Source organism: Caulobacter sp. ErkDOM-C, from assembly GCF_048541825.1.
GTDB lineage: Bacteria > Pseudomonadota > Alphaproteobacteria > Caulobacterales > Caulobacteraceae > Caulobacter.
The window spans coordinates 1,766,865-1,779,668 of sequence record NZ_CP183332.1; the positions used below are offsets into that span (position 1 = coordinate 1,766,865).

The 12,804-nt window shown below is 64.3% G+C and carries 11 protein-coding genes and 2 tRNA genes; 11 read left to right on the forward strand and 2 right to left on the reverse strand.

Features of this window, described 5'->3' with window-relative positions:
• Position 1 precedes the first annotated feature (1 nt).
• The 5 genes from ACN2C8_RS08635 to ACN2C8_RS08655 all read left to right on the forward strand — a co-directional run bounded on the left by ACN2C8_RS08635 (position 2) and on the right by ACN2C8_RS08655 (position 4,531).
• Positions 2-571: a histidine phosphatase family protein gene (locus ACN2C8_RS08635; protein ID WP_419255489.1), complete on the forward strand. Its 570-nt coding sequence runs from the start codon at positions 2-4 to the stop codon at positions 569-571.
• A gap of 10 nt (positions 572-581) precedes the next feature.
• Entirely contained in the window at positions 582-2,072 is a 1,491-nt protein-coding gene (locus ACN2C8_RS08640; protein WP_419255491.1) for an NAD(P)H-hydrate dehydratase, read from the forward strand.
• Between the two features lie 22 nt (positions 2,073-2,094).
• Positions 2,095-2,179 (forward strand) — tRNA-Leu (locus ACN2C8_RS08645).
• Between the two features lie 192 nt (positions 2,180-2,371).
• A complete protein-coding gene (gene tig / locus ACN2C8_RS08650) occupies positions 2,372-3,730 on the forward strand; it encodes a trigger factor (RefSeq protein WP_419255847.1) in 1,359 nt (452 codons plus the stop codon).
• 174 nt (positions 3,731-3,904) lie between these two features.
• Positions 3,905-4,531: an ATP-dependent Clp protease proteolytic subunit gene (locus tag ACN2C8_RS08655; RefSeq protein ID WP_419255848.1), complete on the forward strand. Its 627-nt coding sequence runs from the start codon at positions 3,905-3,907 to the stop codon at positions 4,529-4,531.
• Between the two features lie 64 nt (positions 4,532-4,595).
• Here the strand turns inward: ACN2C8_RS08655 and ACN2C8_RS08660 are convergent, their stop codons facing one another.
• Positions 4,596-5,267: an HAD-IB family hydrolase gene (locus tag ACN2C8_RS08660; protein ID WP_419255493.1), complete on the reverse strand. Its 672-nt coding sequence runs from the start codon at positions 5,265-5,267 to the stop codon at positions 4,596-4,598.
• A 345-nt stretch (positions 5,268-5,612) separates the two neighbouring features.
• Here ACN2C8_RS08660 and clpX point away from each other — a divergent pair, with 345 nt between their 5' ends.
• From clpX to ACN2C8_RS08680, 4 genes are all read left to right on the forward strand, one after another.
• Entirely contained in the window at positions 5,613-6,875 is a 1,263-nt protein-coding gene (gene clpX, locus ACN2C8_RS08665) for an ATP-dependent protease ATP-binding subunit ClpX (RefSeq protein WP_419255495.1), read from the forward strand.
• A gap of 393 nt (positions 6,876-7,268) precedes the next feature.
• Entirely contained in the window at positions 7,269-9,668 is a 2,400-nt protein-coding gene (gene lon, locus ACN2C8_RS08670; protein ID WP_419255497.1) for an endopeptidase La, read from the forward strand.
• A 149-nt stretch (positions 9,669-9,817) separates the two neighbouring features.
• The gene (locus ACN2C8_RS08675) at positions 9,818-10,096 is read left to right on the forward strand and encodes an HU family DNA-binding protein (protein WP_419255499.1); all 279 of its coding nucleotides are present in this window, start codon (positions 9,818-9,820) and stop codon (positions 10,094-10,096) included.
• Between the two features lie 107 nt (positions 10,097-10,203).
• Positions 10,204-10,278, forward strand: a tRNA-Val gene (locus ACN2C8_RS08680).
• Here the strand turns inward: ACN2C8_RS08680 and ACN2C8_RS08685 are convergent.
• A complete protein-coding gene (locus tag ACN2C8_RS08685) occupies positions 10,266-11,543 on the reverse strand; it encodes a glycosyltransferase (protein ID WP_419255501.1) in 1,278 nt (425 codons plus the stop codon). The two genes, ACN2C8_RS08680 and ACN2C8_RS08685, sit on opposite strands and share 13 nt — an antisense overlap.
• A gap of 101 nt (positions 11,544-11,644) precedes the next feature.
• Between ACN2C8_RS08685 and ACN2C8_RS08690 the strand changes: the two genes are divergently transcribed.
• Positions 11,645-12,535 carry an SPFH domain-containing protein gene (locus ACN2C8_RS08690; RefSeq protein WP_419255503.1) on the forward strand — a complete coding sequence of 297 codons (891 nt, stop codon included), beginning with the start codon at positions 11,645-11,647 and terminating at the stop codon, positions 12,533-12,535.
• 54 nt (positions 12,536-12,589) lie between these two features.
• A complete protein-coding gene (locus tag ACN2C8_RS08695; RefSeq protein ID WP_419255505.1) occupies positions 12,590-12,742 on the forward strand; it encodes a hypothetical protein in 153 nt (50 codons plus the stop codon).
• The last annotated feature ends 62 nt before the right edge of the window (positions 12,743-12,804 follow it).

Genomic DNA, 12,804 nt, shown 5'->3' on the forward strand with positions numbered 1-12,804 from the left:
CATGACCCGCGTCCATGTCATCCGCCACGGGCGTCCAGCCTCGACCTGGGGCGGGGCGGAGGATGATCCAGGCCTCGACGAGGTCGGGCATCGGCAGGCCGTAGATACGATGGAAGCCCTGATGGCCCTGCCGGAAGGGGAACGCCCGCTCCGTGTCGTCTCATCACCCCTGCGTCGGTGCCGTGAAACCGCCGCGCCGATGGCGCGCGCGCTGGGTGTCGAGCTCGTGATCGATCCCCGCGTGGGCGAGATCCCTACGCCCGCGGCAATGCCCGCCGCGGACCGGCCCGCCTGGCTTCAGGCGGCGTTCGGCGGCGAATGGGGGCAGATTGTCGGCGATCTGGACTATGAGGCCTGGGCGAGAAGCGTTGCGGCCGCCTTGGCGGAGTATCCGAATACGGCGGTGTTCAGTCACTTCGTGGCGCTGAACGCCGCCGTCGGCGTGGCGATCGGCGAGGCGAGGGTGGCGGCGTTCCGACCGGATCACTGTTCGATCACGACGTTCGACATCCGCGATGGACGCTTGATCCTCAACGAGAAAGGACGCGAAGCTCAGAGTCAGGTGCTCTGAAGGAGTCGTCGTGCCGCGCGAGATCATGACCGTCGCCGAGATGACCGCGGCGGATCGCGCCGCCGTCGCGCTTGGCGTACCAACCAGTACGTTGATGGAGCGCGCCGGAATCGCGGTCGCCGAGGCGGTTAGGGCGCGGTTCTCACATCGGCCCGTCGTGATCTGGTGCGGTCCTGGCGACAACGGCGGCGATGGCTATGTCGCAGCGCGGCACCTGCGCAGCAAAGGCTGGTCGGTTCGCGTGGAAGCCTCTGCGCCGCCGGTCACCGACGCAGCCCGGCGCGCGGCGGTCCGCTGGAAGGGCGAAACCGGGCCCCTGTCGCCCGAGCCTGGCCCGGCCGACATTTATATAGACGCGCTGTTTGGCGCGGGCCTGTCGCGGCCGCTCGAGGGCGATGTCGCCAAGCTGGCCCGCGCCAGCAATCTTCTGAACAAGCCCATCATCGCGATCGATGTGCCCAGCGGCGTGTCTGGCGATACAGGCCGTGCTTTGGGCGAGACTGCGTTTCGGGCCGATCTCACCGTGACCTTTCATCGACGCAAGCTGGCTCACTGCCTGATGGACGGACGCGCGGCTTGCGGAGAGGTGATCGTCGCAGACATCGGGCTCGCCGCCCCAGACCACATCTGCACCCTGCACGAGAATTCACCCGACCTGTGGGAGGCCCGGTTTCCGTGGCCCGCCCTGGACGCGCACAAGCATCGGCGTGGTCGTTTGAAGGTGGTCAGCGGCGACGCGTGGAACACAGGCGCAGCGCGCCTGGCGGCGCGAGGCGGTCTGAGGATCGGAGCGGGCGTGGTCAGCCTGTTGTCGCCGCCGAACGCGCTGGCGACAAACGCCGCTCATCTCGAAGCGATCATGCTGGCGCCTTTCGAAGGCGAGGCGGATCTGCAGACGGCGGGAGAAGGCGCCGACGCCGTCGTGATCGGTCCGGCCGGCGGCGTCGGCGATACAATCACGCGAAATCTTTTCGCTCTGGCGAGGACGGGCGCAGCCCTGGTGGTCGACGCCGACGCCCTGACCAGCTTCCGCCATGACCCGGGCGCGCTGTTCTCGGCGCTGGATCGCGATGACGTGCTCACGCCGCACCCCGGCGAGTTCGAGCGGATCTTTCCGGGACTTCTGGGCGAATCGGTCGAGCGCGTGGCGGCGGCGCGGGAAGCTGCGCGCCGGGCCGGCGCTGTCGTGCTCTTGAAAGGACCCGATACCGTGGTTGCCGCGCCGGACGGTCGCGCGGCCATTTCGCTTAACGGATCGCCCTGGTTGGCGACGGCGGGGGCGGGCGATGTTCTGGCGGGCTTCATCGGCGGCCTGATCGCCCAGGGCATGGAGAGTTTCGAAGCAGCCTGCGCCGGAGCCTGGATCCATGCGGAATGCGGGAAGGCGTACGGGCCGGGGTTGATCTCAGAAGACTTGCCGGATCTGGCTCCCGCCGTGCTGGCTGGGCTCTTGGCACGTCGCCCCGTCCATGAGCGCGGCGCCCTTGCATCGCCACGGTGAAATCCGTAAGGCCTGACCCCATGCGGATGTGGCGAAACTGGTAGACGCACCAGATTTAGGTTCTGGCGCCGAGAGGCGTGGAGGTTCGAGTCCTCTCATCCGCACCAAGATTGACTGACCGCTTTCCCGACTATGAGGGATGGCCGTGACTTTTGCCGCTGGCGCTCTTGGATGGTCGCGCACGTCGTGACATAAGGGCGCTCTTTCGCCGCCCCGGCCTCGCGGGCGGCGTCGATGTTTTTGACCCCAGGGCGGACCCCCGACGCGCGCGTCGCAGGTCCGAGAATATGACAATGTCGATGCAGATCGTTGAAAAGTCGGGCGAAGGCCTTAGCCGCGTTTATGGAGTGACCGTGCCGGCCGCCGAGCTGGCCACGCGTCTCGAAGCGCGGATCGCCGAAGTCGCGCCGCAGATGAACGTCAAGGGCTTCCGCCCTGGCAAGGTTCCCGCCGCTCACGTGCGCCGTCTGTACGGCAAGGCCCTGATGGGTGAAGTCGTCGAGCAGGCGCTCAACGAGACCACCCAGAAGGTTCTGGACGACAACAAGCTGCGTCCCGCCGGTCAGCCTGAGCTGAAGCCGTCTTCGGACATGGAAAAGGTCGTCGCTGGTGGCGAAGACCTGTCGTTCGACGTTGCCATCGAGATCATGCCGGACTTCGAGCCGATCGATCCCGCCAGCATCGAACTGGTCAAGCCGGTCTACAAGGTCGCCGACGCTGAGGTCGACGAGGCCCTGGCCGAACTGGCCAAGCAGGCCCGCACCTACGAGCCCCGCAAGGGCAAGAGCCTGAAGTCCAAGGACGGCGACCAACTGCTGATCGACTTCGTCGGCACGGTTGACGGCGTCGAGTTCGCCGGCGGCAAGGCCGAAGGCGCTGAGCTGGTTCTCGGTTCGGGCCAGTTCATTCCCGGCTTTGAAGAGCAGCTGGTCGGCGCCAAGCCGGGCGACGAACTGGTCGTGAAGGTTACCTTCCCCGAAGACTATCAGGCCAAGGATCTGGCCGGTAAGGCCGCTGAATTCGCCACCAAGGTGACCGAAGTCCGCGCGCCGGTTGACGCCGAAGCCGATGACGAACTGGCCAAGCGCCTTGGTCTCTCGGACCTGGCCGCTCTGAAAGAGCTGCTGAAGTCGAACCTGTCGGGCCGTTACGACAATTCCTCGCGCTTCAAGCTGAAGCGCGCCCTGCTGGACGTGCTGGACACCAAGCACGAGTTCGACCTGCCGCCGCGCATGGTCGACGCCGAGTTTGCCGGCATCTGGCAACAGGTTCAGGCCGACAAGACCCAGGGCGGCCTGCCGCCGGAAGACGCCGACAAGACCGAAGACCAGCTGAAGGACGAGTACCGCAAGATCGCCGAGCGCCGCGTGCGTCTGGGTCTGGTGCTGGCCGAAATCGGTCGCAAGAACGACGTGGTCGTGACCGACCAGGAACTGACCGACGCCATCATGCGCGAAGCCCGCCAGTATGGCGCGCAAGCACAGCAAGTGTTCGACATGTACCGCCAGCGCGCCGACCTGCAGGCCGCTCTGCGCGCCCCGATCTATGAGGACAAGGTCGTCGACCTGATCTTCGGCAAGGCCAAGATCGAGGAAAAGGAAGTTTCCAAGGAAGAGCTCCTGGAAGAAGACGATCTGCCGGAAGGCTACGGCGGCTAGGGCCTCCGTCACCCGACGAGACAGGGCGCGGCTCGCAAGGGCCGCGCCTTTTTCTTTGGCCCAAGCTTTGTGCCCGCTCCTTGCAACCTGTTAAGCGCCACGCGATATGCGTTGGCGACGCCGCGCGAGGTGTGTGATTCGCGCGGCCCCAAAACGCGAAAAAGGGCGAACCCTATGTACGATCCGGTTGCAACGGCGATGAACCTCGTGCCGATGGTGGTCGAACAGACCAGCCGCGGCGAGCGCGCGTTCGATATCTTCTCGCGCCTGCTCAAGGAGCGGATCATTTTCCTGACCGGCCCCGTCGAAGACGGCATGGCCAGCCTGATCTGCGCGCAGCTTCTCTTCCTGGAGTCCGAGAACCCCAAGAAGGAAATCGCCATGTACATCAACTCGCCGGGCGGCGTGGTGACGGCGGGTCTCGCGATCTATGACACCATGCAATACATCAAGAGCCCGGTTTCGACCGTGTGCATGGGCATGGCGGCCTCGATGGGCAGCCTCCTACTCTGCGCCGGCGCCGCAGGCCAGCGCATCTCGCTGCCGAACTCGCGCATCATGGTTCACCAGCCGTCGGGCGGTTTCCGCGGCCAGGCCTCGGATATCGAGCGCCACGCCGAAGACATCATCAAGACCAAGCGCCGTTTGAACGAAATCTACGTCAAGCACTGCGGCCGGACCTATGAAGAGGTCGAGCGCACCCTCGATCGCGACCACTTCATGAGCGCTGAGGAATCCAAGGCCTGGGGCCTGATAGATCACATCAATGAAACGCGCGACGAGACCGACGCCAAAGCCTAGGCCTCGCCGCTCCGCATCCTGATCAAGCCGCCGGCCGCAAGGTCGGCGGCTTTTTTATGCTGGCTTAAAGCGGCTTGCCCCGGAAGACGCGGTAGCCGCGCTCATCGGCGATGGCCAGCATTTCGGTATCGCCCGACGTGTCGCCATAGGCTGCCGTGAGGCGAACGTCCTCGCCGAAGGCTTCTTTCAGGCGGACGACCTTCTCCTTGGCGCGACAGTTTGGACCGGCCAGGACGCCGAGGGCGCGGTCTTCGTGGTCAAAGGCGAGGCGCGTGCCGATCAGCAGGTCCGCGCCCAGACCGCGCGCGAACGGCGCGACAGTGATGTCGGGCGACGCGGTGACGATGACCATGCGGGCGCCCTTGGCGCGCCAGCGGCGCCACACGGCCAGGGCGTCGGGACGAAAGAGGGAAGGGGCGTGCAGCTCCGCGAACGTCCGCGCATCGGCTTCGATCTCGGCCTGGGTTGCGCCTTTCAGGAATTCGCGCACCGCCGCAGCCTTCAGCTTGCCGCGATTGCGGTTGAAAACGTAGCGCACGAGGGCGGGGGAGAGCCGCAACACGCCCGCCGTCCAGCGCGCGGGGCCCGCCCGCCATTTCAGGAAGGCATTGAAGCTGTCGCGGACGGTCAGCGTGCCGTCAAAGTCGAAAGCCACAAGCGCCGGCGCATCGGTCATGTCGCCTGTCATCGGCATCGAGGCCGTCAGGCCTTTGGCCATTAGTGAGCGCTTCGCCATTCTTCTCCGCACGCATCGGGCGCGCCCTGTTAAACAAGCGGTTGTTCGATCACGATTCCCCGCACCGGCTCTAAGCCTTCCACATCTATGGAAGGGTCAAGGTCCTGGAGCGGTTGCGCCGTTGGCCGTGGACCCCATTTTAGACCGGAAGATCATTAGACGACACGGTGCTTTCTCTGGTCAGGCGCTCGAAAAAAGCGCCAAGGCTTGTGAACTGCGGCCGGATCGGGGAATGTCAAGGATTAGACAACTCCCGGCATGTAAGCTGTCCCTTCGGAGACGGCATGTGAGCCAGGAGCGGGCGTCACGGCCGTAGCCGCCGCCGCCATAGCGTGAGAAGCGACCATGACGAAAGCCGCGAGCGGCGATACCAAGAGCACCCTGTACTGTTCTTTCTGCGGAAAGAGCCAGCATGAGGTGCGAAAGCTCATCGCGGGACCGACGGTGTTCATTTGTGATGAATGCGTCGAGCTCTGCATGGACATCATTCGCGAAGAGCACAAGATTGCTTTCGTGAAGTCGAAGGATGGCGTCCCGACGCCACGCGAAATCTGTGAGGTCCTGGACGATTACGTGATCGGCCAAGATCACGCCAAGAAGGTGCTCGCTGTCGCGGTGCACAATCACTACAAGCGCCTCAACCACGCGTCCAAGAACAACGACGTGGAACTGGCCAAATCCAACATCCTGCTGGTGGGTCCCACCGGCACGGGCAAGACGCTTCTGGCCCAGACCCTGGCCCGAATCATCGACGTGCCCTTCACGATGGCCGACGCCACCACCCTGACCGAAGCCGGTTATGTGGGTGAGGACGTCGAAAACATCGTGCTCAAGCTGCTTCAGGCCGCCGACTACAATGTCGAACGGGCGCAGCGGGGCATCGTCTATATCGATGAAATCGACAAGATCAGCCGCAAGTCCGACAATCCGTCGATCACCCGCGACGTGTCGGGTGAAGGCGTGCAGCAGGCCCTGCTGAAGATCATGGAAGGCACTGTCGCCTCCGTGCCGCCGCAAGGCGGGCGCAAGCATCCTCAACAAGAGTTCCTGCAGGTCGACACCACAAACATCCTGTTCATCTGCGGCGGGGCGTTTGCGGGTCTGGAGCGCATCATCTCGGCGCGCGGCCAGGGCAAGTCGATCGGCTTCGGCGCCAAGGTTGCTGATCCGGAAGAACGTCGCACGGGCGAAATCCTGCGCAACGTCGAGCCGGACGACCTGCAACGCTTCGGTCTGATCCCGGAATTCATCGGTCGTCTGCCGGTGATCGCGACCCTGGAGGACCTCGACGAGGCCGCCCTGGTCAAGATCCTGACCGAGCCGAAGAACGCCTTCGTCAAGCAGTACCAGCGCCTGTTCGAGATGGAAAACATCGGCCTGACCTTCACCGAGGACGCCCTGCGCGGGATTGCGACCAAGGCCATCGCCCGCAAGACCGGCGCGCGCGGTCTGCGTTCGATCATGGAAGGCATCCTCCTGGAGACCATGTTCGAGCTGCCCAACTACGAGGGCGTCGAGGAAGTGGTGGTCAATGCCGAGGTCGTCGAAGGCCGGGCTCAGCCGCTGCTGATCTATGCCGAAAAGAAGGGTGGCGCCGCGTCGGCCTGACGCGAATAGCCCTTCCGAAGATCAAGGCGCGCTCCTCGGGGCGCGCCTTTTTTTCATGCCGCCTGAGCGCTGGAGCTTGGATCTTCGTCGCCTGATGCCGCCATGCAACAGGCGCTTGGGGTCGGCGGCGTCGCACCATCGCGGCAAGTTTGAAACGAAATTGCGTAAGAGGGCGCTTTGAGGGCATATCCCCTTCAGCTTGGCCCCTTATGCGCGACCAGTCGCCGCTATCAGGCGACTCGGCTTGAACGCAGTAGCGAAACGTCCACATAAATAAGGACCATTCCGTCCAGTCCCGGACGGACGGGCCGATCGACTCAGGCGCATCGTCTGATGTAACGGCGGTCCGCATGGCCGAGCGCGGATGCCGCGACGGCCGGGAGTAAGAGCATTATGTCTGAACTTCGTACGCTTCCAGTCTTGCCGCTGCGGGACATCGTGGTTTTCCCGCATATGGTCGTGCCGCTTTTCGTGGGCCGCGACAAATCCGTGCGCGCCCTCGAAGAGGTGATGCGCGGTGACAAGCAGATCCTGTTGGTGACCCAGAAGAACTCGGCTGACGATGACCCGTCGCCGGGCGACATCTATGATGTCGGCGTCCTGGCCACCGTTCTTCAATTGCTCAAGCTGCCCGACGGCACCGTAAAGGTGCTGGTCGAAGGCAAGGGCCGCGCCGCCGTGGTCAAGTTTACCGATCAGGAGTCCTTCTATGAGGCCCAGATCGGTGAAGTCAGCGAGGACGAGGGCGTCGGTCCCGAGGCCGAGGCGTTGTCGCGCGCCGTGGTCGAGCAGTTCGAGAACTACGTCAAACTCAACAAGAAGGTGCCGCCGGAAGCCCTGGCCTCGATCCCCCAGATCGCCGAGCCGGGCAAGCTGGCCGACAGCATCGCCGCCCACCTGTCGGTGAAGATCGGCGACAAGCAGCACCTGCTGGAAATCTTTGACATCGTGAAGCGCCTGGAAAAGGTCTTCGCGCTGATGGAAGGCGAGATCAGCGTTCTGCAGGTCGAGAAAAAGATCCGCTCGCGCGTCAAGCGCCAGATGGAGAAGACCCAGCGCGAATATTATCTCAACGAGCAGATGAAGGCGATCCAGCGCGAGCTGGGCGATCCCGACGATCAGCGCGATGAACTCATCGATCTCGAAAAGCGCATCAAGAAGACCAAGCTCTCCAAGGAGGCCCGCACCAAGGCCGAAGGCGAGCTGAAGAAGCTGCGCAACATGAGCCCGATGTCGGCCGAGAGCACGGTCGTGCGCAACTATCTCGACTGGATGCTGTCGATCCCGTGGGGCAAGGCCAAGACCAAGAAGATCGACCTGGTTGAGGCCGAGACCATCCTCGACGAGGATCACTACGGTCTGGAGAAGGTCAAGGAACGCATCCTTGAGTATCTGGCCGTCCAGGCGCGCACCAACTCGCTGAAGGGGCCGATTCTTTGCCTCGTCGGCCCTCCCGGCGTCGGCAAGACCTCGCTGGGCAAGTCGCTGGCCAAGGCGACGGGCCGCGAGTTTGTCCGCATGAGCCTTGGCGGGGTGCGTGACGAAGCGGAGATCCGCGGTCACCGCCGCACCTATATCGGCTCGATGCCCGGCAAGGTCATCCAGTCGATGAAGAAGGCCAAGACCACCAACGCCTTCTTCCTGCTCGACGAGATCGACAAGATGGGCAGCGACTACCGCGGCGACCCCGCCTCGGCCCTGCTCGAAGTGCTGGATCCCGCGCAGAACTCGGCGTTCGGCGATCACTATCTGGAGGTCGACTACGACCTGAGCCAGGTGATGTTCGTCACGACGGCCAACAGTCTCAACATGCCCCAGCCGCTGCTGGACCGCATGGAGATCATTCGCATCGCCGGATACACCGAAGATGAGAAGCTGGAGATCGCCAAGCGCCACATCCTGCCCAAGCTGACCAAGGATCATGGCCTGAAGGACTCTGAGTTCGTGGTGCCTGAAAAGGCGATCCGCGATCTTATCCGCTACTACACTCGGGAAGCCGGCGTGCGGTCGCTGGAGCGGGAACTGGGCGCCCTGGCGCGCAAGACCGTCCGCGATCTGGGACGCGAGAAGGTCACCTCGATCACCATCGACGACGAGCGGCTGGCCAAGTATGCGGGCGTCAAGAAGTACCGCTATGGCGAGACCGACGAAGTCGACCAGGTCGGGATCGTCACGGGTCTGGCCTGGACCGAGTTCGGCGGCGACATCCTGACCATCGAAGCCGTGAAGATGCCGGGCAAGGGCCGCATGACGGTCACCGGCAACCTCAAGGACGTGATGAAGGAGTCGATCTCGGCGGCCCAGTCCTATGTCCGCTCGCGGGCCCTGCACTTTGGCGTCAAGCCGCCGGTCTTTGAAAAGACCGACGTGCACATCCACGTGCCGGATGGCGCGACGCCCAAGGATGGCCCCTCGGCCGGTGCCGCCATGGCTGTGGCCATGGTTTCGGTGCTGACCGGTATTCCGATCCGCAAGGAGATCGCCATGACCGGCGAGATCACCCTGCGCGGGCGTGTGACCGCCATTGGCGGGCTGAAGGAGAAGCTCCTGGCGGCCCTGCGGTCAGGCGTGAAGACGGTTCTGATCCCTCAGGAAAACGAGAAGGATCTGGTCGATGTGCCTCAGTCGGTGAAGGACGGCCTGGAGATCATTCCGGTCTCCACCGTCGATGAGGTGCTCAAGCATGCGCTGACCGGCCCGCTGACGCCCGTGGAGTGGAATGAGGCCGATGAGCCCATTGCTGCAACTGCGAAGGGCGATGAGGGCGACGGGGACGCCATTTTGACCCACTGACTGTAACTTATCGTTGATAAGTATGGCGGCGCGGGAGGTTCCCGCGCCGCCTTCATTTGACGGGGCATTTTCCGCCGCCATAATCCTGGCCGAGCGAAGTGGCGTCGGCTTTTGCGAAGCGCCGCCGCTTTATTGGCTGGGAGAAAAGCATGACCACAAAAGCCGAACTCGTCACGGCGATCGCCGAGAAGGCGGGCATCAATAAAATTCAGGCCAAGGACGCTCTGGAAGCCTTCATCGAATCCGTCACCGACTCGCTGAAGTCAGGAAACGACGTGCGTCTCGTGGGCTTCGGCACGTTCAAGGCCGTAGCGCGTGCGGCGGGTACTGCGCGCAATCCTCGCACCGGCGAGACCGTCAACCGCCCGGCCTCGAAGACCGCGCGTTTCCAGGTCGGCGAAGGCCTGAAGACCACGCTCAACGGCTGATCTCTTCTCGAGAGACAAAGAGGGCGGAGCGCTTCTCGGCGCGCCGCCCTTTTCTTATTCGCTTTGCATGGGCCACGCTGGCGGCTAGAAGGCCGGCTCGACTTTTGGGGCGGTTAGCTCAGCGGTAGAGCGTCTCCTTTACACGGAGAGGGTCGGGGGTTCGATCCCCTCACCGCCCACCAAAACTCGTCGCCGGCGCCAGCAGCAGTTCCAACAGGGTCGCAGCGGACCTGTCGTCACGGTCGGCCTGGATCGCGGCGCCCAAGGCTGCGGCGGCCTGGCCATAGCGGACATCTTCAAGCAACGCGGTGATTGCGGCCATGATCGCTTCTACGCTTGCGTCTGGCGACAGGCGCAGACCGGCGTCGCGGGCGACCACCCTGGCGGCGTTGTCGTGCTGGTCACGGCCCATCGGCATGCACAGGAGCGGGACCCCCGCCATCAGCGGGCGTAGCGTAGAGCCATGGCCGGCATGGGTCACGAACACCGCCGTTTCGTCTAGCAAGGCCTCGTGCGGCGCGCTGCGCACCACGATCACATTGTCGGGCGCGGGGAATTGGCTCGGGTCAAGGGTCGGCCCTGTCGTCACCAGGCCGCGCACCGGCAAGCGGCCCAGCGCAACGATGACGTTGCTCAGCACGACTTCCTGCGCCTGATACAGACTGGAAAACGAGACCAGCACCAGCGGAGCGTCGCCCGCAGGCAGGGTCGCGGGCTCGACCCAGGCAGGATCGGCCAGATAGGGGCCTGCATAGGCGAACGGAGCAGGCACGGGATCGGGGGCGAAATCGAACGCCCGGCTGCTGGCGATCAGGATCAGGCCGGCCGCATCAAGTTGGCCGAACAGATCGTCCAGCGCCGGCAGGCCGAGCGCGGCGCGCGCCGTGTTCAGGGCCGGCAAGCCGATCTGGAACAGACCCCGGCTCATCTGGGTGACCATCGCGTGCATGGCGCGCTCTTCGTCTGAGGTCGCTGGCGGCATGCCCGCGCCGAAGGGCGGGACACCCGACAGGGTGGGGAGCGACCAGATATTGGCGGCGAACAGGGCCAGGGGCAGATTGCGGGCCTCCGCTGCGGCCATGGCGCCCAGCAGAAGTTCCTGACTGACGATGGCGTCAGGCTTGAAGGCGTCGACGGCGGCGAGCGTATCCTGCGCATAGGCCAGGGCCGGCCCTGCCATGATCCGGTCGATCAGCCGCTGGATCACCTCGAGGGGATTGTCGGCTTCATGGTCCTTCAGGCGATCGTCCTCGCGGCGCTTTCCGGTCTGGCTCGGCGCTGTCGTCCAGGGCTGAAACGCCACGCCCAGGGCGGCGGCGTCAGTGTCGTTGCAGACATCGCTGAGGATCAGCACGGCATGACCGCGATCCTGCAGGTCACGGGCAGCGAGCAGCAGGGGCTGCACATGTCCGCCGCCTTCCCAGGTGGTGAAGAGATAACGCGCCATTCGATCCCCGCTCGGCCAGCCTTGGGCTTACGCGGTCCCGCTTCACCTTGCCAAGAGCGATCAAAGTGATATCACTTTCATATCAAGCCGGGAGCGCGACGATGTCGGAAGTCCACACCATCAATCGGTCGGTCGAGCGTATTCGCGGCGGGGCCGGCGGAGGTCTGCCGCTTCTGGCGCTTCCGCTCCTGATCGGAGCCGGGATCTGGGCCTTTATCAACGCCGACACCTACGGCGCTGGCTACAACGCGCTCGGCGCCTTGCTGGTCATCCTGGCCGCGTTGGTCAGTGGCGGCTTCTATTCCATGCAGCCGAACGAGGCCTATGTGCTGACGGTATTCGGCGCCTATGTCGGCACCGACCGCACGACAGGGCTTCGCTGGGTCTTGCCCTGGTACGGACGCAAGAAGATCAGCCTGCGGGTGCGCAACGTCACCAGCGAGATGCTGAAGGTCAACGACAAGCGTGGCAATCCGATCGAGATCGCGGCCAACATCGTCTGGCGCGTGGCGGATTCGGCCCAGGCGCTGTTCGATGTCGATGACTATGTGGCCTTTGTGAACATCCAGATCGAAACGGGGTTGCGTGAGGTGGCCTCGCTCTACGCCTATGATCACGCGGAGGAGGGCGAGCCCACCCTGCGCGCCGACGCCGAGGAGGTGGGCGCCAAGCTTCAGGCTGACCTTCAGGCCCGTATCGCCGTTGCCGGCGTCGCCATCGACGAGGCGCATCTCATGCACCTGGCCTATGCCCCGGAGATTGCCGGTTCCATGCTGAAGCGTCAGCAGGCCGAAGCCGTGCTGGCCGCCCGGCGCACGATCGTGGCCGGCGCTGTGGGCATGGTCGAAACGGCGCTCAATCAACTCAGCGAACGCGGGGTCGTCAAACTGGATGACGAACGTAAGGCCGCGATGGTGTCCAATCTGCTGGTGGTGTTGTGCGCCGACCGCGAGGCTCAGCCCGTGCTCAACACCGGCACGCTGTACGGCTAGGGCGTGGCCAGCGATCCTAGCGAGAACGGGAAGGGCGGACGGCGCGCGTTTCTGATGCGCGTACGCCCCGAGGTGCTGACCGCCGTGGAGCGACTGGCCGCCGCCGAGTTGCGCAGTGTGAACGCCCAGGTCGAAACCTTGCTACGGGAGGCGCTGGGCCGTCGCGGTGTCGGCATAAAACCGCCGCAGGGCAGCGAGGAACCCTAGCTGTCGCGAAACCTTTATCGTTCCGAGGCCGAATGTCATGGTCTGGTTAGCGATAAGGATTC